Here is a 23,561-nt window from a genome sequence, read left to right on the forward strand (position 1 = left end):
GCGGCGCCGAACGCAGCCCGGTCAGACCCCGGCCCAGTCGATGCGGTCGAACAGCGCACGCAGCTTCTCGGCGCGTCCGGGGTGCACCTGACCCACCCAGCCGATCCGCCCGAGCAGGTGCGCGCGGAAGTCGTGGTGCGCGCCACGGTCCTGGGACACGGGGCCGTGCACCACGCAGTTGTGCAGCACCGCGTGCAGCCGGTCGACCTCCCGGCGCCCGGGCGACGTCCGCTCGTTCACCACGACCCCGGTCACGGACTGGCGCACCCCGGCACGTCGCACGTGGGTCTTCCGGGCGTTCAGCACGTGCCCCTGGTCGCGCACGATCCGCTCGACCCCGCGGAGGAACGCGTCCGTCCGGGCAGCGAGCCGGTCACCGCCGCTGAAGGTCAGGTCGTCGGCGTACCGGGTGTAGACCGCGTCCACCGACGCCGCCCACCCCGCGAGCCGGGCGTCGAGGTGCCGCAGGGCGAGGTTCGCGAGCGCCGGTGATGTCGGGGCACCCTGCGGGAGGTGCGCCGTCGTGAGCGCCCGGCGGAGCGCGGCTCGTTCGTCCGGGTCGCCCCCCGGCGGCATCGCGGTGAGCACGTGCGGTGGCACCCGGTGCGTGCAGATCCCGGTCAGCACGTGCGCGAGGGGCTCCGCGAACCCGGCGGCCCGGAAGACGCCGTAGACCGTCGGCGCCTGCACCGACGCGAAGAACGACGTCAGGTCCACGGAGACGACGACCTGCTGGCCGACGTGCGCAGCGGCTCCGGTGACGACGCTGCGCCCCGGCACGAACCCGTGTGCGGCGTCGTGCACCGGCAGTGCCGTGAGCAGGTCGTCGAGGATCGTCCGCTGGGTCCGGCGCAGCATGTCGAGGGGCTTCTCGAGCAGCCGCGGGGTCCGGCCGTTCCGGCGCACCCACTCGTGCCGGTGGTGGTGCAGCGGGCTCGACGGACCCGGGCGCCGGTTCCACCCCTGCGTGTCGGCCAGCCAGAGCAACCGCCCCACCTTGAGGTCGAGTGCACGGGCGAGCTCCGGCAGCGTGTCGACGAGCAGCCGGCTGTCGGTCTCCGGGCGGGAGCGCACCGCCGTCGCCCGACGCAGGAGCACCCGCACCGGGCGTCGGTCCTCTCGGGAGCGGTGCAGCGTCGACAGCCTCGGGTCGCTCGCGAGGACGGCGGCGAACTGCCGCGGGGCGTCGACGGGCGGGCGCGGGAACGCCCGGAGCGCCGCGGCGACGGCCAGCCCGACGTAGGCACGTTCGGTACCGACGACGTCGTACCCGGCGGCGGTCAGGTCGTCGTGCTCCCAGGACTCCGCCGCGAGGAAGGCGTCGGCGAGTGCCCGTGCGACGACGTCGAGCGGCGTGGGGTTCCCGGGGGACCTGTCGGTGCCTCCGTGAGGGAGCGCGCGCGGAGCGCGCCGAGCCTCTCGGGGCGTGTCGTCCTGCTGGTACTGCGTGCCCCGGGGTGACCCCGGAGAGGTCGGCGCGTCGCGCGCGCCGTCCGCCTCCCCCGGGAACTCCACGACGACACCCTACGGCGACCAGGTGGATGCCGGGAGGCTCGTGGCGGCGCCGCCACGAGCCTCCAGTGGGTGGGGGCTAGCGTCACCAGCGGGGCGCACGCCCCGCGACCGACTCGATGAGGAGCCCCATGAGCGACACCGACGGAGCGCCGTACCGCGCGCTCGAGCCCGACGAGAAGCTGCGCGTCCTGCTCGCCGAGGAGCGCGAGCTGGACCACGACGCGTTCGACCTGGACGACGCGTGGGCGGTCGGGTCGTGGTTGCGGGCGACCGCGCTCGAACGCGGGCTCGGCATCGGCATCGCGGTGTCGTTCGGCGAGCAGCGGGTGTTCCACGCCGCGACGCCGGGCTCTGGTGCCGTGAACGACGCCTGGCTGGAGCGGAAGTTCCGCGTGGTCCGGCACTTCGCGCACTCGACCCTGGCGGTGCGGACGCAGTACGAGGTCGGCGGGAGCACCTTCGACGAGGCCGCCGCGCTCGACCCCCGGCAGTACCAGGCCGCGGGCGGCGGGTTCCCGGTGCTCGTGCGTGGGATGCTCCTCGGCGCGGTCGGGGTGAGCGGGCTCGAGATGCACGACGACCACGCGCTCGTCGTCGAGGCCCTCCGCGCACACCGCGCCGGCAAGGACTGATGAGCCGGAGCCGGATGGGTCAGGATGGACGGATGGTCAGAGCCGTCCGCCTCATCCGCTCCCCCACCCTCAGCTCGGTCGCCGAGTACGCCTACGCCGCGACGGCCCCCGCCGAGGCCCGGCTGGTGTTCCTCGCCGGCTCCTGCCCGCTCGACGCCGACGGCCGCACGGTCGCCGTGGGCGATCCCGCCGGGCAGGCGGCGGCGTGCGTGGCGAACCTCCGGCAGGCCCTCGCCGACGCCGGCGCCGGGCTCACGGACGTGGTGTCGACGCGGGTGCTCGTGGCGTCCGCGCGGCAGGCCGACCTGGTCGCGGCATGGGAGGTCGTCCGGGATGCCTTCGGCGAGCACGACGTCCCGAGCACGCTCCTCGGCGTGACCGTCCTCGGCTACGACGACCAGCTCGTGGAGATCGAGGCGGTCGCCGCCGTCGTCGACTGAGACGCGCCGGACACCGGACATCGAGGGAGCAGGAAACGTCGGGTGCGCGGAGGCGACCCGACATCGTCTGCTCCCTCGATGCGGTCGGCAGACCGTCAGCGGCGGCGGCCGGCCAGCAGGGCCGTGACCGCGGCAGCGGCGCCGAGCCAGACGAGCGGGCGCGTGACGCGTCGGCGCTTCGCGACCCATCCACCATTCGTCGCGTTGCCCGCGTCGGCGGGCTGGTACAGGTTGCCGTCGGTGGGCGCCTGCGTGCCGCGGAGCGCGAAGATCTCGACCATCGGCTTCGTGATCTTGTGGAACAGCCCGGGGAACACGTACTGCAGCGGCACGAGCGACGCCTGGATGCGGCCGACGAAGCGGTAGCGCTTCGGGTGGACAGCGGCCTGCACGACCGCCTTGCCCGCCCGCTCGACAGAGACCGTCGGCGGCAGCGGGTGCGAGTTCTTCCCGGTGTAGTTGGCGCCGTTCTGGTAGATCGGGGTGTCGATCGTCGAGGGCATCAACGTGGTGAACTCGATGCCGGTGCCGGCGAACTCGTCCCCGAGCACGTCGACCAGGCCGAGCGCGGCGTGCTTGCTCGTGACGTACGCCGACTGGTACGGCGCCGAGAGCAGGGACTGGATGCTGCCGACGAGCACGTAGGTGCCCCGGCCGCGCTGCTTCCAGTGCGGGAGCAGGTACTTGACGGCGTTGAGGTGGCCGTAGAGGTTCGTGTCGACGACGCGCTTGAAGGCCTCGGTCGGGGTCTGCTCGAACAGGCCGTAGACGAAGAGCGCCGCGTTGCCGACGAAGACGTCGATCTTGCCGTACCGGCTGGTGACGGTGCCGATGAGGTCCTTCACCTGGCGCTCGTCGGCGACGTCGGTCGGGATCGCGATCGCCTCGGCACCGAGCTTCCGGCACTCGGCGGCGGCGGCCTCGAGGCTGTCGTGACTGCGTGCGGCGAGCACGAGCGTCGCACCGCGCCGGGCGAACTCGTGCGCTGCGGCACGACCGATCCCGCTCGATGCTCCGGTGATGACGACGACCTGTCCGCGGAACCGTTTTCCCATGCCTCCTCGATACGCGCATCCGGCTGACCGTCCTCCCGAGGTCGTGGGACGATGGCGCCATGGCAGGTCGGAACGGCACCAGCGACGGGCTCTCCCTCGAGGAGGCGACCGCGATCGCGGAGCATGCCCGCGAGGGACGCCTCGACCTCGACGACCCGGAGATCCGACACCTGGTCGGTGAGGCGAACCGGTTGCTCGTCCGCACGCAGATGTGGGGCGAGACACCACCGACGCCGCGACGACGGTGGAAGCGCCGAGGACTCGCGATCGGCGCCGCGGCCATCGTCGCGATCTGGGTCGTCGGGCTGCTCGGCCCGCTCCTGCTGCACGTCGCCGCCGGGGACTGAGGACCCGACCCGCTACCAGGGGTGGGCGATGTCGCGGCGGCGGGACGAGCCTCCTGACCGTGTGGACGGGACCCTGTCGGCGAGCCGGACCGGCGGTACGGGGGCGGCCGACGCCGCTGTTGTTGCCAGCACCGCGCAGGCGGCGCCGCGGGCGACGACGTCCTCGCCGAGCGTCGTGAAGGCGACCGCCGGGACTGCCAGGGGCAGCCGCTCGGCGAGCCGGGCGCGCACGGCGTCGAGGAAGGTCGCTCCGCCGGCCAGTGCGGCGCTCCCGCCGACGACGACGCGGGGCAGGTCGAGGAGCTCCACGACGTGGGCCAGCGCGGAGCCGAGCGCCGTGCCGGCCTGGGCGACGAGGTCGTGTGCGGCGGGGCCGGCGCAGAGGCGCTCGAAGGCGGCGCGGACAGCCGCGGGGTCCTCCGGGTCGGGGCTGGGGACGCCGGGGAGCAGTCCCGCGGCGATGCCCCGTCGGACCTGCTGGAAGGGCTGGCAGGCCTGCCAGAGCGCGGTCCAGCCGCCGTGGGCGTGGACGGGCATGCCGCCGAACTCCCCCGCGTTGCCGGTGCCGCCGCGGACGACCCGGCCGTCGACGACGATGCCGGCGCTGACGCCGTGGCCGAGGTAGACGGCGACGAGGTCCTCGGTACTGGTGGCGGTCCACCACTCGGCGAGCGCGTCGGCGACGGCGTCCTTCTCGACGTGGACGGGCAGGCCGGTGCGGGTGGCGAGTGCGACGGCGATGGGGGTGCCGGCCCACCCGGTGAGCTGTGCGGGGGTGCCGAGGACGGTGGCGGCTGGCGGCTCGGCGTCGAGGGGTCCGGGTGTGGCGACGCCGATGCCGCTCACCCGGCGGCGGTCGACGCCGCTGGTGGTGAGGACGTCCTCGACGGCGTCGGCGATCCGGTCGAGCGTGGCGGCGGGGTCGAGCGGGTCGGCGGCTCCGAGGTGGCGGGCGGTGACCAGGCCGCCGGCGAGGTCGAGGAGGACGACGGTGACCTGGGCGGGGTCGATGTGGACGCCGACGGCGGAGCGTCCGTCGGGGGCGAGGGTGAGTGCTCGCGGGGTGCGGGTGCCGGGTGTCGCCGGGGCCTCGCGGACCAGGCCGTCGGCGAGCAGTCGGGCGGTGATGTTCGAGACGGTCTGCGGGGTCAGGCCGGTGGCGGTGCGGACGGCCGCCCGGGTCAGGGGGCCGTTGCGACGGACCAGATCGAGGACGAGTCGGCGGTTGTGGGACCCGAGTCGGGCGTCGTCCTGCCCGGCGGCCACCTCAGCGCCTCGGTCCTTGACGGTGTCCGACCATGGTCCCTAGCATCACTCACCAAGCGGATTTGTCAATCAATTGGATTGATCAGTCCCGCCAGCAGCCACATCGACGTGGCGGCGCCCGCGGTCCCTCCGAGGTGGCCGGGGAACCCGAAGGGACGCCCGTGACGACGACCACTCGCCCGGCCACCGCAACGCGACCCACGGACCCGCCCGGCACCACCGGGCGCCGCGGCAGGAAGGTCCCGTGGACCGCCGCCGAGAAGCGTCGGGTCCGGATCGGCATCGCGTTCATCTCCCCCTGGATCGTCGGGGTGCTCGTGTTCGTCGCGTACCCGTTGATCTACTCGTTCGTGATCAGCCTGACGCGGTACTCCGGCATGAACGGGGCGACGTTCGTCGGGTTCGGCAACTACGTCGCCGCGGTGATCGACCCGCTCGTGCACACGGCGGTGGGGAACACGCTGTTCTACGCGGCGATCGCGGTGCCGGTCGGGATCGTCGTCGCGATCGTGATCGCCCTGGCGATGAACCAGGACGTGAAGGAGATCAGCTGGTACCGGACGGCGCTGTACATCCCGTCGCTCATCCCGACCTTCGCGCTGGCGTTCATCTTCGTGGTGCTGGTGAACCCGCAGACGGGCATCGTGAACCAGGCACTGAAGCTTTTCGGGGTGCCGGCGACGAACCTGCTGGGTGACCCGACGACGGCGAAGCTCGTCATCGTGGCGCTGGCGCAGATGGGTGCCGGCAACGCGGCGCTGGTGTTCCTGGCCGGCATGCGGGGCATCCCGAAGACCTTGTACGAGGCTGCCCGGGTGGACGGGGCCGGTCCGGTGCGGCAGTTCTTCGCGCTGACGCTGCCGCTCATCTCCCCCGCGATCCTGTTCAACCTCATCACGGGGATCAGCAACGGCCTGCAGGTGTTCACCGAGGCGTACGTCATCTCCTCGGGGACGGGTGGGCTCGGGTCGCCGGACAACGGGACGTTGTTCTACATGCTCTACCTCTACAAGAACGCGTTCAGCTACGCGCAGCTCGGGTTCGCGAGTGCGATGGCGGTGCTGCTGTTCCTGGCGGGGATGGTCCTGTCCGGGCTCGTGTACTGGCTGTCCAGGCGGTTCGTGAACTACGACGTGAGCGGGGAGTGACATGACCATGCAGAAGGACTCCCCCCACGTGGGCACCGAGACGTCGTCCATCGAGGACGTGCGGCCGAGGGACCGTCGGAACGCCCGGGCCGACCGGTCGCGGAACGCGGACGGCTCCGTCCGGTCCGTGTGGTCGTCGATCGGGGCCCGAGCGGTGCTCATCGCGATGAGCCTGCTGTTCCTGGTCCCGATCTACTGGATGGTGATCTCCGCGCTGAAGGGCAACAGCGAGCTCGGTGCGTTCCCACCGACGTGGTTCCCGCAGTGGCTGGACTGGTCGAACTTCGGCGACGCCGTGAACGCGATGCCGTTCTTCACCTTCTTCCGGAACACGCTCATCATCACCGTGCTGGTGACGGTGTTCTCGATGGCGTCGAACCTCGTCATCGCGTACGGGTTCTCCTGCATCCAGTGGCGTGGTCGTGACCGCATGTTCTACGTGGTGCTGGCGACGCTGTTCATCCCGTTCCCGGTGACCCTCATCCCGATGTTCGACCTGTACGCCCGGCTCGGCTGGATCAACACGTTCCTGCCGCTCGTCGTCCCGAGCCTGTTCGGGTCCGCGTTCTACGTGTTCCTGCTCCGGCAGTTCCTGCTGCAGATCCCGAAGGACCTGCTCGACGCCGCCCGCATGGACGGTGCGTCGGAGTGGCGGATCCTGTGGCGGATCGTGTTCCCGCAGGCGCAGGCGGCCCTCGTCACGGTCGGGATCTTCGCCGCGGTCGGGGCGTGGAACGACTTCCTCGGTCCCCTGATCTACCTGCAGGACCAGGACGTGCAGACCCTGTCGATCGGCCTGCAGGTGTTCCGCCTCAACAACAGCGCGGACTTCCAGTTCAACCAGCTGATGGCGGCGTCGATCCTGATCATCCTGCCGCTCGTCGTCCTGTTCTTCTTCTTCCAGCGGACGTTCCTCAAGGGCATCCAGATCGGGAGCTTCAAGTGAGCACCGCATTCGACCGCCGTACCTTCCTCCGCACGGCCGCCGCGACGGGCGGGGCCGGGGCGCTCGCCCTGCTCGCCGCGTCCTGCGCGAGCGGGTCGGGCACCCGGAGCGACCCGGACACCGTCTCGCTCTGGGGCGTCACGGGGACGTTCGTGCCGTTCCAGACGAAGGTCATCGAGCAGTTCAAGCGGCTGCACCCGGAGATCCGTGTGAACGTGAACCAGGTGCCGTCGCAGGGCACCGGCGACGCCACCAGCGTGATCACCGCCGTCCGCGGTGGGACGGCTCCCGACCTGTGGCTGCTCGACCGGTTCAGTGCCGCGCAGTACGCCGCGATCGGGCTCATCGAACCGATCGACGACCTCATCGCGGAGTTCGAGGACCAGCCCAAGGACGCGTTCCTGGCCGACTGGCTCGGGTTCACCGTCGGCGAGCTCACCTACCAGGGGAAGACCTACGGGCTGCCACACGACACCGACGCCCGCGGCATGTTCGTCAACCGCACGATGCTCTCCGACGCGGGGATCGACCTCGACGAGTTCGACTGGGAGCAGAACGGCCCCGTCACGATGGCCCGGATGGCCGAGGTGAGCGAGCGGCTCACGAAGAAGTCCGGCGGGGACTACACGCACATGGGGCTGCTCCCCTGGTACGGCGAGGGATGGCCGTTCACCTGGGGGCTCGGTCTCGGGGCGTCGTACTTCGACCAGGCCGACTCCCGCATGACGATGGACTCGGACGGCGTCCGGAGCGTCTACGAGTTCTACGAGGAGTGGGCGAAGCGGTACGGGTACCGAGCAGCCGACACGTTCATCGCCACCTACGAGCCGACCGGGCACCCGCCGGGCCAGACGGCGTTCCTGGCGAACCGGATGGCCTTCATGGTGAGCGTGCCGTCCACCATCCAGACGTTCGACAACTACGGGCCGAAGGACCTCGACTGGAGCGTCGCGTACCTGCCCACACAGCAGGCCGACGACCCGAAGTACACCTGGTCCGGCGGCTTCGCGCTGTGCCTGCCGAAGGGGTCGAAGAAGACGAAGGCGGTGTGGGAGCTGATGAAGTACTTCACCGGCAAGCGCGGCCAGGAGACCTACATGGTCCCCGCCACCAGCGTGCCGTCGAACATCGCGGCGCTGGAGGACCCGAAGGGGTCGGCGAAGTCGATCCGGTTCTTCACCGAGTCGATGCCCGACTCCACCTGCCGCCCGCCCCTGCCCGTCGGCGGCGTGTGGTGGGACTCCCTCGCCGACGCCCGCTCCAGCGTGCTGCTCGGCACCGCGACCCCGCAGGAAGCCGTCGAGCGGGCGCAGGCCCGCGTCGACCCGATGATGCAGACGTACTCGCCCTTCCGGCTGCCGAAGGACTACGACGAGGTCAGCGTGTAGCAGCGCCCTCGGAGTCCGGTTCGCGCACGGTCCCGAGCCGACGCCAAGCTCGACGCGCGTTGGCTGGTCCGCGAACGACGGTCGACGACAGAAGGAAGAGCACATGCGCGCAGTGGTGTGGCACGGCATCGGGGACATCCGGTTGGACGAGGTGCCAGAGCCGACGATCCAGGACCCGCACGACGCGATCGTGCGGGTGACGAAGAGCGCGATCTGCGGCACCGACCTGCACTTCGTCCGCGGCACGATGGCGCCGATGCAGGAGGGCACGATCCTCGGACACGAGGCCGTCGGTGTCGTGACCGAGGTCGGCGACGCCGTGCGCGGCTTCAGCCCCGGTGACCGGGTCGTCATCAACTCGACGATCTCCTGCGGCGCATGTCGGTACTGCCGCATGGGCCAGACGGCGCAGTGTGACGTCGCGAACCCGAACGGCCCCCAGGCGGGCACGAGCTTCTTCGGCGGCCCCGAGTCCACCGGTCCGGTGAACGGCCTGCAGGCGGAGGTCGTGCGCGTGCCGTGGGCGCAGAACACCATGCACCCGCTGCCCGAGAACGTCAGCGACGAGCAGGCCATCCTGCTCTCCGACATCTTCCCCACCGGCTGGTTCGGTGCCGAGCTCGCCGGAGTGACCCGCGGCGACGTCGTCGTGGTCTTCGGTGCCGGCATCGTCGGCCAGTTCGCCGCCGCGTCCGCCTTCAAGCAGGGCGCCGGCCGCGTGATCGTCGTCGACGGGGAGGAGACCCGCCTCGCCGCGGCCCTCGCCCAGCACTGCGAGGTCGTCGACTACAACCGCGAGGACCCGGTGCAGGCGGTCATGGACCTGACGAACGGCGTCGGTGCCGACGCCGTGATCGACGCCGTCGGGGTCGACGCCGAACGGCCGAAGCGCGGCCCGGCAGCCGTGTCCGACGAGCAGGCCGCCGCGTTCGACGCCGAGGTCCGCCAGGTCGCCCCGGACGCCCAGCCCGACGGCTTCGGCGAGGCCCAGCAGTGGAAGCCCGGCGACGGTCCGTCGCAGGTCGCCCAGTGGGCCGTCGAGGTCGTCGCCAAGTACGGCCGCATCGGCATCATCGGCGTGTACGGCCCCACCGCCGAGCGGTACCCGATCGGGCAGGCCATGAACAAGAACCTCACCATCCGGATGGGCAACTGCGACCATCACTCGGTCACGCCACCGCTCATCGACATGGTCGCCGCCGGACAGTTCGACCCGACGGCCCTCATCACCGAGCACGAGTCCTTCGGCTCGGCCATCGACGCGTACGCGGCCTTCGACCGGCGCGAGCCCGGCTGGATCAAGGTCGAACTGGAGGCCAACTGACATGCCCACCGACCAGTACGAGTTCGGCGACCCCCGCTCCCGCTACCCGGACGTCTCCCCGGAGCCGCAGACCCAGCCCGAGCCGGGCCTCCAGTCCCGGATGACGCCCGTGCCGGACCTCGGCGAGGACAGCTACCGCGGCACCGGCCGCCTCGCCGGCCGCAAGGCACTCATCACCGGCGCCGACTCCGGCATCGGCGCAGCCGTCGCGATCGCCTACGCCCGCGAGGGCGCCGACGTCGCCCTCGCGTACCTGCCCGACGAGCAGGAGGACGCCGACCACGTCATCGAGCAGATCCGGGCCGCGGGCCGCACCGCCGTCGCGATCCCCGGCGACCTGCGCGACCGTTCCTACGCCGGCCGACTCGTCGAGGAGGCCGTGGCCGGCCTCGGCGGGCTCGACGCCCTGGTCAGCGTCGCCGGCAAGCAGCGCTGGCAGCCGGACCTGCTCGACATCACCGACGAGCAGTTCGAGGAGACCTTCGACGTCAACGTCTTCGCGCTGTTCCGGCTCGTGAAGGCCGCGCTGCCGCACCTGCAGCCCGGGTCGACGATCATCACGACCGCGTCGATGGAGGCCTACCAGCCCGCCCCCGACCGGCTCGACTACGCGGCGACGAAGGGCGCGATCAACAACTTCTCGAAGGGGCTGTCGCAGCTGCTCGTCGAGCGCGGGATCCGCGTGAACATCGTGGCGCCCGGCCCGACCTGGTCGGTGCTCCAGGTCACCGGCGGCGTCGACCCCGAGTCGCTGCCCGAGTTCGGCAGCAGCGAGTCGCCGATGGGCCGCGCCGGCCAGCCGGCCGAGCTCGCCCCGGCATACGTGTTCCTGGCGTCGCAGGAGTCGAGCTTCGTCGCCGGCGAGACGCTCAACGTCAACGGGGGCATGGTCACCCCCTGACCTGACGTCAGCGGCGGTCGCGCTGCTCGAGCCGCGCCGTGTACACGAGGAACGTCGTGTGCCCGAGCAGTGCGATCCCGAAGAACACGAGGGCGACCGCGTAGACGCGGTCCAGGGTGCCGTCACCGGTCACCAACAGGACGATGAGGGTGACGACGGCGGCCGACAGCACGCCGACCTGGACCATCGACCACGTCTTCCGCCACCGGGGCTGCTGCTCCTGAGGGTTCACGGTCACCATCCTGCCCCATGGCGGACGGGAGGCTCGGTGCGGGCCGGCACCGGGCCTCCCGTCCGGCGGGTGGTCGCGACCAGGGCGAGCGCGGTCACCACCGCGGCACCCACCAGGGTCGCGCCGTAGCCGACCGCGTCGACAGCGGCGCCCGCCACCGCCGCGCCGACCGCCTGACCGAGCACGAGGACGACGAAGAGCATCGACGCGCCCGCGGGGGCACGCTCGGGGTCGATCGCGGCGGTCCAGGTGAGGAGCGCGCCCGTCGCGGCCGTGTAGCCCCAGCCGAAGACCACGCAGGCGAGGAGCGCGACCACGACCTGCCCGGCGGCGAGACCGAGGGCGAGCGTCCCGAGGGCCACGGCCGTCACCGTGACCACCCACGTCCACCGGAGCCCCAGGTCGTCCAGCCGTCTCGCGGTCAGCACGACGGCTGCTCCCCCGACGCCGATCGCGATCCAGGCCACGATCGAGGTCGTCCGGTCGGCGCCCGCGGCGACGAGGGCCGCGCGGCCGGTGTTCCAGACGGCAGCCGAGCCGGCACCGAGCAGCCCTGCGGCGACGAGCGGGGTGGTGTGGCGGCGGAACCAGGACCGGGTCGGGCGGTGGAGTGCGGCGGTGCCGTCGGTGCCGGTGTCGTGCGGGTCGCGGGTGCCCGCGGCGTCGAGCAGCAGGACGGCTGCACCGGCGAGGACCGCGGCGCCCGCCGCGACGAGCCACGCCGTGCGCCAGTCCGGCAGCACCACGAAGGCGACGAGCCCGGCGGCCACCAGCCCGGGTCCCGTGCCCGAGTTCACGACCGTCTGCGCGCGGGAGACACCCGTCGGCGCGACGTTCCGCGTCACCACCTGGACGAGCGCCGGCGAGGCGAGCCCGGCACCCGCGCTGCCGAGCACCGCGGCGGCGCCGAACACCGCCGTGCCCGGAGCCAGCGCCATCCCCACGGAGCCGACGGCCGCGGTGAGCGCGGCGGCGACGACGAGGGCGCGCGGCTGTCGTGCCGCCTGGACGAAGCCGACGACCGCACCGACGCAGTACAGCAGCGAGGCCCCGGACGCGATGCCACCGGCGGCGCTGGCGCTCAGCCCGAGGTCCGCCTGCACGTCGGGCAGCACCAGGCCGTACGCCAGGCGGACGAGCCCGTACGTCACGGCGATCAGCGCGGTCCCGGCGATGACGAGCGCGGTCGGGTGCGGCCTATTCGAAAACGATCGTTTCACTTTTGGGAGTCTAGGGTGCTGGCATGGCGATGCGTGCAGGAACCGAGCGGAAGCTGCTCGACGCCGCCGAGGAGCTCTTCTTCGCGCGCGGCATCGCGGCGACCTCGGTGGACGCCGTCCTCGAGCGCGCCGGGGTCTCGTCGGCGACGCTCTACCGTGGGTGGCCGAGCAAGGAGGCCCTGGTCGCTGCGACGCTCACCCGTCGGCAGCAGGACTGGGAGGACACCTGGACCCGCGCGGTCGAGGCCGCGACGACGCCGCGCGGCCGGGTCCTCGCCGTGTTCGACGCGCTGGACGCCTTCCGGACGCGCTCGGACGCCTCCCGCTGGTGCGCGTTCCTCGGGACGGCGTCGGAGTACGCGGACGCGCCCGCCGAGATCCGGGCCGTGCTCGACGTCGAGTCGGACGTACTGCGGTCACGGCTGACGGCGCTGGCCGAGGAAGTCGTCGGTCACACTGCGCCGACGGTCGGCGAACAGCTGACACTCGTGGTGTCCGGCTCGCTCGCGATGCGGCTGCGCGACCCCGGGTACGACACGACCGTGGCGCGCGCGGTGGCCGGCACGCTGCTCGACGCTGCGGACCGCTGAGCAGTTCGGTCAGGGGTGGCGCGTGCCCTCGCCCGCCAGGACAGCGCGGTACCCCTCGCGGTACGTCGGGTACGCGAAGGTGAACCCGGTCGAGCGGAGCAGCGCGTTCGACAGCCGCTTCTCGCCGCCACCCGCACGTCGGTCGGCGTCGCCCTCGGTCCGGACCGGGGGCTCCGGCAGCCCGAGCTCCGTCGCGAGGAACCGCAGCACCGCGTCCAGGCGGACGGGTTCGTCGTCGGTGCCGAGCACCACGGGCGGCACGGTGTCGAGCGCGGCGAGGTGCACGATCGCGGCGGCGGCGTCGTCCCGGTGGACGCGGTTCGTCAGCATCGAGCCGTCGGGCGTCGGCGCGAGACGAGCTGCCCCGCTCCGGACCTGGTCGACCAGCCGCTCACGACCGGGTCCGTAGATCCCGGAGAGCCGCACGAGGACGGCCTCGGGTGCCCGCTCGCGGAGCAGCGCCTCGGCCTCGAGCAGCACGTCCGCCGTCGGCGTGCCGCCGCGGGCCGGGGTGTCCTCGGTCACCGTCGCGCCGTCCTCGACGTCGTACACGGCCGTCGACGAGACCACCAGGAGCCGCGGCGCGACGTGGGCGGCGGCGATGCCGTCCAGGACGTTCCGCAGCCCGTCGACGTAGGTCGCGCGGTACTCCTCGACCTGCCGGCTGCCGGCAGCGAGCGCCACGACGACGACCTCGGCGTCCTGGTCGATCGCCGGCACCTCGTGCCGCAGGTCGACGGACCGCCCCTCGATTGGGTCGGGGACCAGCTCGGCGCGGCGCCGGAGTCCGACGACGCGGTGGCCGGCCGCTGCGAACCGGAGTCCTGCCTCGATGCCGAGGTCGCCGCACCCGGCGATGATCACACTCACCCGGACGACACTACGGGCCGGGCGCCCGGACGTCCCGCTACGGCTTCGCGCCGGCCACGGCCTGGGTGATCGCGACCGTCATGCGCGGCCCGAGGAAGGTCTTCGCCGTCGCGACGGCGGGGTGCACGCCGTCCTTGAACGACGCACCGGGCGTCCACGTGCCGTCGACGCGGCGCACCGAGGAGAACGGGTCGACCCAGCCCCACCCGCGGGAGGAGGCGTACTCCTGCAGCGACCGGTTCAGGGCGTACCCCGCGGTGGCGCGGTCGACGTGGTCGGGGCCGTAGTCGGTCAGGTTGCACGGCGGGATCGCGGCGATCACGACGTGCCGGGCGTGGACCTTCCCCACGATGGTGCTGACGTTCCGTCGGACCGTGGTCGGGGAGATGCCGAACCGGACGTCGTCGACGCCGATCATGACGACGAGCACGTCGGCGTCCCGCCGGGTGGCCGACGCGGCGATCGTGGCCGACGTGGCCCCGGCGCTGGCGACCCCGCCGACCGAGGTCGCACGGGTGGCTCGGACGTACTTCGTCCAGGACCAGGTGTTGTTCGCCTGGGTGACGCTGTCGCCGGCGAACGTGTAGGTGACCTTCGCCGAGGTGGCTGACGTGGCCGCGGTCCCCTCCGTCGCCGCGGGCGTGGCCGCCGGTGTGGCCGCGGTCGCTCCCGGTGCCGCGGGCGTGGCCGCGGACGTCGGCGGTGCCGCGGCGGACGAGGCCGGTGTGGACGCGGGGGCCGGTGCCGTCGGGGCGAGCACCCAGGTGGCGACGGCAGCGCCCACGACGACGGTGGTCACGGCGCCGAGGAGCGCGGACATGCGGAGCACGGACTTGGAGGCCACGGACACCGAACCTAGCGCGTGGACCCGCCGGACGGGAGGCCCGGTGCCAGGCCGCCACGAGCCTCCCGGCCCGCGCAGCGTGCGTTCCGGGCCGAGGTCGGGCGCCCGCCGTATGATCCTGAGGAACCCCTCGTCAACGGAGACGGAGCCCGGCATGCCCGAGACCACCACCACCAGCAGGACCCGTGCCACGGCGTCCGTCGCCGCGATCCTGGCCGAGTCGGCGGCGCGCTACCCGGACGACGTCGCCGTCGTGGTCGGCGACCAGCGGACCACCTACGCCGAGCTCTGGTCCGAGACGCTGGCCTACGCCGGTGCGCTCCGTGCCCGTGGCGTCACCGAGGGAGCCCGCGTCGCGATGCTGGTGCCGAACGTGGCCGACTTCCCGCGCGTCTACTACGCCACGCTCGCGCTCGGGGCGGTCGCGGTCCCCGTCCACGCGCTCCTGAAGCGCCGCGAGATCGAGTACGTGCTCCGCGACAGCGCTGCGAGCCTCCTCGTGTGCGCCGCCCCGCTGCTCGGCGAGGGCGCCGCCGGAGCCGCACTGGCCGGGGTCGACGTCCTCACGGTGCTCGCGCCGGCCGCGTCGGCCGACGGTGACGACGCACCCGACCGCCTGGAGGCCCTGGCCGGGTCGAGCGAGCCCCTCACCACGTACGTGCCCCGCGACCCGTTCGACACCGCGACCATCCTCTACACGAGCGGGACGACCGGCCAGCCGAAGGGTGCCGAGGGGTCGCACTTCGCCCTGCTCGAGCAGGTGAACACGAACCTGCTCACCACGTTCGACATGCGCCACGGCGACGTGCTCCTCGGGGCGCTGCCGCTGTTCCACACGTTCGGGCAGACCTGCACGATGAACACCGGGTTCCGCGCCGGCGCGACGATCGTGATGCTGCCGAAGTTCGACGGCGACTCGGCCCTCGCCGCGATGGTCGATCACGGCTGCGAGATCTTCATGGGCGTGCCGACGATGTACATGGCGCTGCTCGACGCGGCGACCCGGAGCGAGGACCGCCCGTCGCTCCGCTACGCGATCTCCGGTGGGGCGTCGCTGCCGCTCGCCGTGCTCGAGCGCTTCCAGCAGGTCTACGGCGCCCCCGTGCACGAGGGCTACGGGCTGACCGAGACCTCCCCCGTCGCGACGTTCAACCACGTCGGCACCCCGCCGCACCCCGGGACCATCGGTACCCCGGTGTGGGGCGTCGACGTCGAGATCGCGGACCCGGCGACGGCCGAGCACATCGTGCTCCTGCCGCGCGGCGAGGTCGGCGAACTCGTGATCCGCGGCCACAACCTCATGAACGGGTACCTCGACCGGCCGGAGGACACCGCGGCGGCGATCGTCGACGGCTGGTTCCGCACGGGCGACCTCGGCACGAAGGACGACGACGGCTACCTGACGATCGTCGACCGGACGAAGGACATGATCATCCGGAACGGCTACAACGTGTACCCGCGGCAGGTGGAGGAGGTCCTCGCGACCCACCCCGACGTCACCATGGCCGCCGTGTTCGGCGTTCCGCACGAGCTGCACGGACAGGAGATCGAGGCGGCCGTGGTCCTGCGCGCCGACGCCACCGTGACCCCGGAGGAGCTGGTCACCTTCGTGTCGACGGAGATCGCGGCGTACAAGTTCCCGCGCGTCGTGCACGTCGTGGACGCGCTCCCGCTCGGGCCGAGCGGGAAGGTCCTGAAACGCACCCTCGTGGAGCAGTTCAGCGGACAGGCGGAGCCGGCCACGGCCTCCTGACCGGGTGGTTCCCCGGGTCGAGCCGCCGAGCGGTCGAGCCGTCGGGCCGTCGCGTCAGAGCCGTTCCGCGAGGAACGCCAGCTGCTCCGGCGCGACCCGGCGCCAGTAGTCCCAGTCGTGCGCGCCGAGCGTGAAGGCCGACGCCGGTCGCGGTGTGACGGCGGCCACGAGTTGCTCGTTGCCGGGGCAGAAGGCGTCGCCCGTGCCGCACACGATCCGGACCGGCAGGGCGCCGATCGCGGACGTCCGCCTGGTGAGGTCGTTCCGCGCGAAGTCCGCGGCACCGTCGAACGCGCCGGACGCCGCTCGCGCCGGTGTCGGCACAGCGCGACCGACATCGCGGCGACCGCGCGGACCCGGCGTGGCCCGAGGGCGCTGCCGACCAACAGGGCGCCGTACGCCCCCATCGACCACCCGAGCAGGCCGAGCCGTCGGATGTCGAGCCCGTGCCCGGCCAGGAGCGGCAGGAACTCCTCGACGAGCATGCGCTGCGGGTCGCGACCGTCCGCGCGGGCGTGCCAGTAGTCGTCCCCGCCGTCGGCGGAGGCGATCGCCACGGCCGGTCCCCCGTCCCGGCGGGCACGGGCCTGGAACCGGTCGAGGTGCAGCCCGCGGCCGAAGCTGCTCCGGTGGTCGCCGCCGTGCCCGTGGAGTGACACCACGACGGGCAGGGCGTCACCCGGGCCGGACCCGGGCGGCCAGCTGATCGTCCAGCCGGTCCGGGCTCCCGCACGTGCTGCGGACGTGAAGTGTCCGCTGAGCGACGGCCCGGTCCGGGTGTCGGGCACCGTCCCCGCTGCGCCGGTCAGGCCGAGCACCCGTTCGACGCGGGCCCGTCCTGGCAGGACGCCGTTCTCGACGAGGAGGCCGGCCGCGGCGGCAGCGGCCACCGTCGATCCGGCTCCCAGCAGGAGTGTCCGTCGGGTCACGTGCGGCATCGGGCCTCCTCCGGTGCGGTCTCGACGACCGTCCCAGCATCCCCTGCAGAGGAGCACCAGTGCTGCTGCGGGACCGCACAGGTCCCCGACCGTGCCCGGGTCAGCGTGCCGTCCAGCCGCCGTCGATCGGCAGGGCCGTCCCGGTGATCAGCGAGGCACCCTCGCCGGCCAGGAAGGTGACCGCCGCCGCGACCTCTCGGGGCTGGCCGATGCGGTGCAGGGCGGCGATGCGCTCGACGGTGTCGGCGCGGAACGCCTCGTCGGAGAGGGCGGGCGCGGTCCCCTCGGTCTCCACGAACGTCGGGGCGACGGCGTTCACCCGGATGCCGTACTGCCCCCACTCGACGGCGAGGCACTTGGTCATGTGGATCACGGCCGCCTTGCTCAGGCAGTAGGACGACTCCCCTGGCAGCGCGACGAGACCGGCCTGGGACGCGATGTTCACGATCGAGCCGCCGCCGGCCGTCCGCATGTGCTTCGCGACGTGCTGCGAGACGAAGAACGTCGACTTGGTGTTCAGTTCCCACACCGTGTCGAAGTGCTCCTCGGTGACGTCGAGGGCGTCCTCCACGATCCCGCCGCCGGCGTTGTTCACGAGCACGTCGATCGTCCCGAGCTCCGCGACCACGTCGTCGACCGCCGATCGACACGCGGCGAGGTCCGTGACGTCCATCCGGACCACGGCCACGCGGCGGCCCATGCCCCGGATCGTGTCGGCCAGCTCGGCTGCGGCGTCGGGGTCCCGGACGCCGAGGGCGACGTCGGCGCCGTGCTCGGCGAGGTCGAGCGCGATCGCGCGGCCGATCCCGCGGGAGGCGGCGGTGACGAGGGCGACGGAGCCGTCGAGGGTCAGGGGCTGCATGGGGTGTCCTTCGGGGTCGGAGACGCTCAGTCTGCACCGCTGCGTCGCGGTGGGGCCCCTCGGTGCGACCGTGTGTCCACGCGGCGTCGAGCCGGTCGTCCACGCGGCGTCGAGCCGGTCGTTCACGCGGCGTCGAGCCGGTCGTCCGCTCCTCGCCACGTCGGGGGCAGGTCGGACCCGAGGGTGACCCAGTCCACGAACCGGCTGGCCTGCATCAGCGGACGTGTGTCCGTGGCGAGCGATGCGTGCAGCGGGCCGCGCACGAACGCGTCGAGCGATGGCCGGTCCCGCCAGGCAGTGAGGGTGGAGAGCGTCCCCCGCACCGGTGCGACGGCGAACTGGTGACCGGCGAGTCCGGCCGTCGTCGGGAGGGACTGCCAGAGCTGCTGCGTCGAAGCCATGATGCCGAGCAGCCGACGCCGGGACTGGACAGTGAAGCGGGTCGCCATCACGACGTACTCGTGTCCGGGGTCGAGCTCGAGCACGCTGGTCCAGGGCGAGCCGGGCATCAGTCCGCCCTGCGTGCGGTGCCGGTGCCGGTGGTGCTGGTCATGGCCTCGGACGCCGCCCACAGGTCGGCCTGGAGGGTCGCGTCCTTCGCCCGGGCGGAGGCGGAGATCACCTGGGCCCCACCGCGCATGTGGAACAGGTGCTCCGGACCGGTGAACGAGCCTCCTGGCAGGTCGGCGGTGATCGCGAGCAGCACGGGGAGGGCTCCCTGGTCCGGGCCCTGGCCGATGACCGGGAGCAGGAGGTCCCACAGGCCGGGCTTCGTGGCGGCAGCACGGTCGTAGATCGGCGTCACGACGATGCCGGGGTGCGCGGCGAGGGCCCGCACGGGCGAGCCGGCCTGGCGGAGGCGACGGTCGAGCTCGAGGGTGAACGCGAGGTTGGCCAGCTTCGAGTCGGCGTAGGCGCGACCGCCGGCGTACGGGCGGGTTCGCCAGTCGAGGTCCGCCAGGTCGAGCCGGCCCATCCGCTCCGCCTGGGAGGACACGGTCACGACGCGCGAGGTGATGCGGGGCAGGAGCAGGGTCGTCAGCAGGAAGTGCCCGAGGTGGTTCGTGCCGAACTGCATCTCGAACCCGTCGTGCGTGCGGCCGAGCGTCGACGCGGACACCCCCGCGTTGTTCACCAGCACGTCGATCTGCTCGGTCGTCTCGTCAGCGAAGCGGCGCACGGACGCGAGGTCCGCCAGGTCGAGTGCCCGCACGACGTGGGGGTCGGCCGCCGCGGGGAGCTCGGCCGCGACGCGCCGGCCCTTGTCGGTGTCGCGGACGGCGAGGACCACCCGGGCACCCCTGGCGGCGACGGCAGCCGCGGTGGACCGGCCGATGCCGCTGGTGGCGCCGGTGATGAGGATGGTGCGCCCGGCCAGGTCGGCGGTGGGAGTGGAGTTCGTCATGTCGCAAATGTAGACGGCGCACACATTGTTGTCAACGTCCACATTGCGGTACGATCGGACCATGTCCACTCCGTACCACCATGGTTCGCTGCGAGAGGTCCTCGTCGCCGAGGGCCGCCAGCTGCTCATGGAGGAGGGAGCCCAGGCCGTCACGATCCGCGGGCTCGCCAAGCGCGCCGGGGTCAGCCACAGCGCGCCCCTGCGCCACTTCCCGGACCGCGACGCACTCCTGGACGCCATCGCCGCCGAGGGCTTCGACGAGCTCACGGCCGCCCTCGGCACAGCCGACCGGCACGAGGACCTGCACGCCCGCCTCAGTGACTACGCCCACGCCCACGTCCGCTTCGCCTTCGAGAACGGGCGGCTCATGGAGCTGATGTTCGCAGGTGGTCCGCGCGATGCCAGTTCGCCGGCGAGCCAGGCGGCGACCCGGTTCTTCGCCCAGGGCGCCGCGATGCTCGGCGAGGACGGCCGCGGTCGTCCGGGTCCGCTGCCGTTCCTGGTGGCCGGCATGCTGGAGGGCATCAGCTCCCTGGCCAGCACCGGCCGCCTCGCGCCCGACCAGGTCGACGAGGTCACCGATGCCGCCGTGGCCCTGCTGCTCCCCGCCGTCGCGGGTCAGCTGGACCAGCGCTGAGCCCACGGCCGCCGGCACGCGCTTGCGCGGCGACCACCTGCCGGACTGGAGGCTCGGTGCGAGCGGGTGCCGAGCCTCCCGTCCGCCTCCTGGCCGGTTCCCGTCGTCGGAACGCGACCAGGTGGGGCGTCAGCCCTGGGTCTGTCCCTCGGACCGCCGAGTCCGGACGACCTGCCAGATGCAGCACGCGACCACACCTGCGCCGACGAGGCCGGCGATCCACGAGCCGGCGACTCCGAGCATCGGCGTCGTCGTGCAGGAGCTCGTCCCTCCGCCGGGGGCGGCATCGGCACAGCTGGTCATCTGGACCAGGGTCACCATCAGCACCGTCACGGTCGTGACGACCGCCAGGGTGATCCAGCCGATCACTCGGTCCACGATGCGCTCCGTCCGTCCCACGACCAGGTGCTGCCCACGATCGCACATGCCGCTCCTGGGCGCGAGGCCCAGGAGCACGCGGTGGCGGATGATTGCTCCGTGAACCGCACCGATCGTCTCTACGGCCTCGTCGAGGAGCTCCGAGCGACCTCGCCGCGTCCGCGGAGCGCTCGTCGTCTCGCGGAACGGTTCGAGGTGTCCGTGCGGACCATCGAGCGGGACCTCGCGGCGCTGCAGGCGTCGGGTCTGCCGATCTGGGCGGAACCCGGGCGGACCGGTGGATACGTCATCGATGCGGCTGCGACGCTCGGCCCGGCGGGCTTCACCCTCGACGAGGCCCTGGCGGTGCTCATCGGGCTCGGTGGGCTGCGGCACAGTCCCTTCCGGCACGCGGCCCACACCGCCGCCAGGAAGACGCTCGCGGTGATGCCGGACGGGGACGCCGCTCGAGCGAGCGCGCTCGCCTCCCGCGTGCACTTCCTGGAGCGCGACGACGAGGACGAGGACGAGACGGAGGTGCCGGCTGCGTTCACCGCGGCGCTCCGGTCGAACCGCGTGGTTCGGCTCCGCTACCAGGACGGCACCGGCGCGGAGTCCGTCCGCGACGTCGAACCGCTGGGGCTGATCAGCAAGGAGGGGCAGTGGTACCTCATCGCCTGGTGCCGACTGCGTGACGGCGTGCGGGCGTTCCGCGCGGACCGGATGCGCTCGCTCGAGGTCACCGACGAACGGCCCGCGCAACGCACCGTCAGGCCCGACGAGCTCGCGATCCAGTACGGACGGTTGCGCCCCGTCGTCGAGGACTGACCCGGCGAGGACCGATTCCGGGAACACCGACACAACGGTGTCGCGACGACCGGCGAAGGTGGTGCTCCACGTCACCGAGCGCCGAAGGAACCCCATGTCGTTCACATCCATCCGCATCGTCACCGACGACCTCGACGGCCTCGTCGCCTTCTACGAGCAGGTCACCGGGCAGCGGGCCGAGCGCCCGGCGCCGGTCTTCGCGCAGTTCTCCGGACCGGGCGGAACCCTCGCCATCGCCAGCACCGCCACCGTCGGGATGCTCGGCGGCGCGCTCACACCCGCGACCAACCGCTCGGTGGTCGTCGAGTTCGAAGTGGCCGACGTCGACGGCGACTTCGCCCGGCTCCAGCCCGCGCCGGAGGACGTCGTCCTCGAACCGACCACGATGCCGTGGGGCAACCGCTCGGCACTCGTCCGGGACCCGGACGGCAACGTCGTGAACCTGTTCAGCCCGCCCGCGACCTGATCGATCCGGCTCGCAGACCCCGAGTCTCGCGAACCGGATCCGTCACGGCCAGATCGGGACGCGGTGTCTGCCGCGGACTGGGCGACCGGACGTCATCGCAGTCATCGCCTCGACGCCATCGGCCTCACTCGTACGCGGCCGCCAGCATCGCCGAGGCCTGGATGATCATGATCGCCCCCGGGAGGATCACGCAGAGGGCGACCCCGGACGTGAACGCACCGAGCAGCAGCGCAGCACTGCCCGGGAGCTGCCGGGTGCGCCGGATGTCCACGATCCCCCAGACGAGCGCCCACAAGGGCACGCCGAGACCGATCACGAGCGCGGCGACGCCGTACCCCGCGAAGCCCCCGGGATCGCTGCCCGGAGTGCCGTAGTGGGCGAGGAGGCCGCCGATGGCGTACGGCACCAAGGCCACCAGCAACGCCACGGGGGCGAGGACTGCCAGCGTCACCGATGTCGCCCGTGACCGGGGTACCGCTGCCACGCCTTGTGGTGTCTCACGCATGCCGCTCCCCCGATGCCGCTCGCCACTCCGACGCCCACGCTACCGTCGCGAGGCACGCTGGTCGCGCCGGGCTCGGCGTTGCCCGTCACGGTGGAACAGCCGACAGCCGACAGCGGCCGAGGGAGGTACTGGCAGCCCCCGCCACCCTGGCCTCGATCGACCTATCGTCGGCCCCATGGACAACATCACGCTCAACAACGGCGTCCAGCTCCCCCCGATCGGCTTCGGCGTCTTCCAGAGCTCCCCCGAGGACACCGTCGACGCGGTCCGCACGGCACTCGACGTCGGCTACCGCCACATCGACACCGCCGCCGCCTACGGCAACGAACGCCAGGTCGGCGAGGCGATCCGCGCCTCCGACGTCGACCGCGACGACATCGTCGTGGAGACGAAGGTCTTCCCCACCGACTACGGCCACGACGAGACCCTGCACGCGTTCGAGAAGGCCTCCGGCAAGCTCGGCATCGACACCATCGACGTGCTGATCCTGCACCAGCCCGCCCCCGACCGGTTCGAGAAGACCGTGCAGGCGTACAAGGCCCTCGAGACGCTGTACGCCGACGGGAAGGTCCGCGCGATCGGCGTCAGCAACTTCATGCCGCACCACCTCCGCTCCCTGCTCGAGCAGACCGACATCATCCCGGCGCTCAACCAGATCGAGCTGCACCCCTACTTCACGCAGCCCGACGTGCAGCGGGCCGACGCCGAGCACGGCATCCTCGACCAGGCCTGGTCGCCGATCGGCGGCATCACGTTCTACCCCGGCTGGGGCAGCGACGAGCGGGTCAGCGTGATGGACGACCCGACGATCCGCGCGATCGCCGAGGTGCATGGCAAGACGCCGGCGCAGGTGATGCTCCGATGGCACGTCCAGCAGGGCCGGAACGCGATCCCGAAGTCGACCAACCCAGGACGGATCGCCGAGAACTTCGCCGTCTTCGACTTCGCGCTGTCCGACGACGAGCTCGGCCGTCTCGACCGCCTCGACACCGGCCGCCGCAGCGGCCCGGACCCGGACGGCGACTCCTCGCGCTTCGACGCGCGGACGATCCCGGAGGCGTGAGACGCAACCCCGTGACGGACGGGAGGCTC

General features: G+C 72.5%; 28 protein-coding genes. 15 read left to right on the forward strand and 13 right to left on the reverse strand.

Annotated features, from left to right (window positions below; all coding sequences use genetic code 11):
* Positions 1–21 precede the first annotated feature (21 nt).
* Positions 22–1,515, reverse strand: coding sequence for a reverse transcriptase family protein (locus BIU98_RS11060; protein WP_083393172.1), 1,494 nt, complete (start codon positions 1,513–1,515; stop codon positions 22–24).
* A 128-nt stretch (positions 1,516–1,643) separates the two neighbouring features.
* On the opposite strand from BIU98_RS11060, the gene BIU98_RS11065 reads away from it, so the two are divergent.
* Together BIU98_RS11065 and BIU98_RS11070 are read left to right on the forward strand one after the other, a co-directional pair.
* The gene (locus BIU98_RS11065) at positions 1,644–2,147 is read left to right on the forward strand and encodes a heme-degrading domain-containing protein (RefSeq protein WP_071275829.1); all 504 of its coding nucleotides are present in this window, start codon (positions 1,644–1,646) and stop codon (positions 2,145–2,147) included.
* A 32-nt stretch (positions 2,148–2,179) separates the two neighbouring features.
* Positions 2,180–2,587 carry a RidA family protein gene (locus BIU98_RS11070; protein ID WP_071275831.1) on the forward strand — a complete coding sequence of 136 codons (408 nt, stop codon included), beginning with the start codon at positions 2,180–2,182 and terminating at the stop codon, positions 2,585–2,587.
* A gap of 95 nt (positions 2,588–2,682) precedes the next feature.
* On the opposite strand, the gene BIU98_RS11075 is transcribed toward BIU98_RS11070, so the two are convergent.
* Positions 2,683–3,642 carry an SDR family oxidoreductase gene (locus tag BIU98_RS11075; RefSeq protein WP_071275833.1) on the reverse strand — a complete coding sequence of 320 codons (960 nt, stop codon included), beginning with the start codon at positions 3,640–3,642 and terminating at the stop codon, positions 2,683–2,685.
* Between the two features lie 59 nt (positions 3,643–3,701).
* Between BIU98_RS11075 and BIU98_RS11080 the strand changes: the two genes are divergently transcribed.
* A complete protein-coding gene (locus BIU98_RS11080) occupies positions 3,702–3,989 on the forward strand; it encodes a hypothetical protein (protein WP_071275835.1) in 288 nt (95 codons plus the stop codon).
* A 12-nt stretch (positions 3,990–4,001) separates the two neighbouring features.
* Here the strand turns inward: BIU98_RS11080 and BIU98_RS11085 are convergent, their stop codons facing one another.
* Entirely contained in the window at positions 4,002–5,255 is a 1,254-nt protein-coding gene (locus BIU98_RS11085; protein WP_071275837.1) for an ROK family transcriptional regulator, read from the reverse strand.
* Positions 5,256–5,416: 161 nt separating this feature from the next.
* Between BIU98_RS11085 and BIU98_RS11090 the strand changes: the two genes are divergently transcribed.
* The 5 genes from BIU98_RS11090 (at position 5,417) to BIU98_RS11110 (ending at position 10,962) form a co-directional block, all read left to right on the forward strand.
* Positions 5,417–6,403 carry a carbohydrate ABC transporter permease gene (locus tag BIU98_RS11090; protein WP_254787865.1) on the forward strand — a complete coding sequence of 329 codons (987 nt, stop codon included), beginning with the start codon at positions 5,417–5,419 and terminating at the stop codon, positions 6,401–6,403.
* Position 6,404: 1 nt separating this feature from the next.
* Positions 6,405–7,349 (forward strand): carbohydrate ABC transporter permease, encoded by a 945-nt coding sequence (locus BIU98_RS11095; RefSeq protein WP_071275839.1) that lies wholly within the window; start codon positions 6,405–6,407, stop codon positions 7,347–7,349.
* Complete coding sequence (locus BIU98_RS11100) at positions 7,346–8,737, forward strand: ABC transporter substrate-binding protein (protein WP_071275841.1); 1,392 nt, start codon at positions 7,346–7,348, stop codon at positions 8,735–8,737. Before BIU98_RS11095 ends, BIU98_RS11100 begins: the two co-directional genes overlap by 4 nt.
* Before the next feature lie 103 nt (positions 8,738–8,840).
* Positions 8,841–10,061: a zinc-dependent alcohol dehydrogenase gene (locus BIU98_RS11105; RefSeq protein ID WP_071275843.1), complete on the forward strand. Its 1,221-nt coding sequence runs from the start codon at positions 8,841–8,843 to the stop codon at positions 10,059–10,061.
* A gap of 1 nt (position 10,062) precedes the next feature.
* Positions 10,063–10,962 carry an SDR family oxidoreductase gene (locus BIU98_RS11110; protein ID WP_071275845.1) on the forward strand — a complete coding sequence of 300 codons (900 nt, stop codon included), beginning with the start codon at positions 10,063–10,065 and terminating at the stop codon, positions 10,960–10,962.
* A gap of 7 nt (positions 10,963–10,969) precedes the next feature.
* Here BIU98_RS11110 and BIU98_RS11115 read toward each other — a convergent pair whose 3' ends face one another.
* Both BIU98_RS11115 and BIU98_RS11120 read right to left on the reverse strand, forming a co-directional pair.
* The gene (locus BIU98_RS11115; RefSeq protein WP_139200669.1) at positions 10,970–11,194 is read right to left on the reverse strand and encodes a hypothetical protein; all 225 of its coding nucleotides are present in this window, start codon (positions 11,192–11,194) and stop codon (positions 10,970–10,972) included.
* Between the two features lie 2 nt (positions 11,195–11,196).
* A complete protein-coding gene (locus BIU98_RS11120; protein WP_071275849.1) occupies positions 11,197–12,414 on the reverse strand; it encodes an MFS transporter in 1,218 nt (405 codons plus the stop codon).
* A 23-nt stretch (positions 12,415–12,437) separates the two neighbouring features.
* Here BIU98_RS11120 and BIU98_RS11125 point away from each other — a divergent pair, with 23 nt between their 5' ends.
* Complete coding sequence (locus tag BIU98_RS11125) at positions 12,438–13,004, forward strand: TetR/AcrR family transcriptional regulator (protein ID WP_071275851.1); 567 nt, start codon at positions 12,438–12,440, stop codon at positions 13,002–13,004.
* Positions 13,005–13,013: 9 nt separating this feature from the next.
* Here the strand turns inward: BIU98_RS11125 and BIU98_RS11130 are convergent, their stop codons facing one another.
* Both BIU98_RS11130 and BIU98_RS11135 read right to left on the reverse strand, forming a co-directional pair.
* On the reverse strand, positions 13,014–13,874 hold the full coding sequence (locus BIU98_RS11130) for an NAD-dependent epimerase/dehydratase family protein (protein ID WP_071275853.1): 861 nt from the start codon (positions 13,872–13,874) through the stop codon (positions 13,014–13,016).
* Positions 13,875–13,911: 37 nt separating this feature from the next.
* The gene (locus BIU98_RS11135) at positions 13,912–14,718 is read right to left on the reverse strand and encodes an SGNH/GDSL hydrolase family protein (RefSeq protein ID WP_175481339.1); all 807 of its coding nucleotides are present in this window, start codon (positions 14,716–14,718) and stop codon (positions 13,912–13,914) included.
* Between the two features lie 154 nt (positions 14,719–14,872).
* On the opposite strand from BIU98_RS11135, the gene BIU98_RS11140 reads away from it, so the two are divergent.
* The gene (locus BIU98_RS11140) at positions 14,873–16,471 is read left to right on the forward strand and encodes a long-chain fatty acid--CoA ligase (protein WP_071275857.1); all 1,599 of its coding nucleotides are present in this window, start codon (positions 14,873–14,875) and stop codon (positions 16,469–16,471) included.
* Between the two features lie 54 nt (positions 16,472–16,525).
* On the opposite strand, the gene BIU98_RS18525 is transcribed toward BIU98_RS11140, so the two are convergent.
* Positions 16,526–16,795 (reverse strand): hypothetical protein, encoded by a 270-nt coding sequence (locus BIU98_RS18525; protein ID WP_083393175.1) that lies wholly within the window; start codon positions 16,793–16,795, stop codon positions 16,526–16,528.
* A 122-nt stretch (positions 16,796–16,917) separates the two neighbouring features.
* Between BIU98_RS18525 and BIU98_RS18950 the strand changes: the two genes are divergently transcribed.
* Positions 16,918–17,127 (forward strand): hypothetical protein, encoded by a 210-nt coding sequence (locus BIU98_RS18950; RefSeq protein ID WP_139200671.1) that lies wholly within the window; start codon positions 16,918–16,920, stop codon positions 17,125–17,127.
* A 382-nt stretch (positions 17,128–17,509) separates the two neighbouring features.
* Here BIU98_RS18950 and BIU98_RS11150 read toward each other — a convergent pair whose 3' ends face one another.
* The 3 genes from BIU98_RS11150 to BIU98_RS11160 all read right to left on the reverse strand — a co-directional run bounded on the left by BIU98_RS11150 (position 17,510) and on the right by BIU98_RS11160 (position 19,676).
* Complete coding sequence (locus BIU98_RS11150; RefSeq protein ID WP_071276487.1) at positions 17,510–18,271, reverse strand: SDR family NAD(P)-dependent oxidoreductase; 762 nt, start codon at positions 18,269–18,271, stop codon at positions 17,510–17,512.
* A 122-nt stretch (positions 18,272–18,393) separates the two neighbouring features.
* Positions 18,394–18,780 (reverse strand): hypothetical protein, encoded by a 387-nt coding sequence (locus BIU98_RS11155; protein ID WP_071276489.1) that lies wholly within the window; start codon positions 18,778–18,780, stop codon positions 18,394–18,396.
* Entirely contained in the window at positions 18,780–19,676 is an 897-nt protein-coding gene (locus BIU98_RS11160; protein ID WP_071275859.1) for an oxidoreductase, read from the reverse strand. Before BIU98_RS11160 ends, BIU98_RS11155 begins: the two co-directional genes overlap by 1 nt.
* A gap of 61 nt (positions 19,677–19,737) precedes the next feature.
* On the opposite strand from BIU98_RS11160, the gene BIU98_RS11165 reads away from it, so the two are divergent.
* Positions 19,738–20,313, forward strand: coding sequence for a TetR/AcrR family transcriptional regulator (locus BIU98_RS11165; RefSeq protein ID WP_071275861.1), 576 nt, complete (start codon positions 19,738–19,740; stop codon positions 20,311–20,313).
* 129 nt (positions 20,314–20,442) lie between these two features.
* Here the strand turns inward: BIU98_RS11165 and BIU98_RS11170 are convergent, their stop codons facing one another.
* A complete protein-coding gene (locus BIU98_RS11170; protein ID WP_139200672.1) occupies positions 20,443–20,691 on the reverse strand; it encodes a hypothetical protein in 249 nt (82 codons plus the stop codon).
* 99 nt (positions 20,692–20,790) lie between these two features.
* Between BIU98_RS11170 and BIU98_RS11175 the strand changes: the two genes are divergently transcribed.
* Positions 20,791–21,498 (forward strand): YafY family protein, encoded by a 708-nt coding sequence (locus BIU98_RS11175; RefSeq protein WP_071275865.1) that lies wholly within the window; start codon positions 20,791–20,793, stop codon positions 21,496–21,498.
* Between the two features lie 94 nt (positions 21,499–21,592).
* Positions 21,593–21,964, forward strand: coding sequence for a VOC family protein (locus BIU98_RS11180; RefSeq protein ID WP_071275867.1), 372 nt, complete (start codon positions 21,593–21,595; stop codon positions 21,962–21,964).
* Positions 21,965–22,088: 124 nt separating this feature from the next.
* On the opposite strand, the gene BIU98_RS11185 is transcribed toward BIU98_RS11180, so the two are convergent.
* A complete protein-coding gene (locus tag BIU98_RS11185) occupies positions 22,089–22,415 on the reverse strand; it encodes a hypothetical protein (protein ID WP_071275869.1) in 327 nt (108 codons plus the stop codon).
* Between the two features lie 229 nt (positions 22,416–22,644).
* Here BIU98_RS11185 and BIU98_RS11190 point away from each other — a divergent pair, with 229 nt between their 5' ends.
* Positions 22,645–23,532, forward strand: coding sequence for an aldo/keto reductase (locus tag BIU98_RS11190; RefSeq protein WP_071275871.1), 888 nt, complete (start codon positions 22,645–22,647; stop codon positions 23,530–23,532).
* The last annotated feature ends 29 nt before the right edge of the window (positions 23,533–23,561 follow it).

The organism is Curtobacterium sp. MMLR14_010 (assembly GCF_001865015.1).
Taxonomy (GTDB): Bacteria; Actinomycetota; Actinomycetes; order Actinomycetales; family Microbacteriaceae; genus Curtobacterium.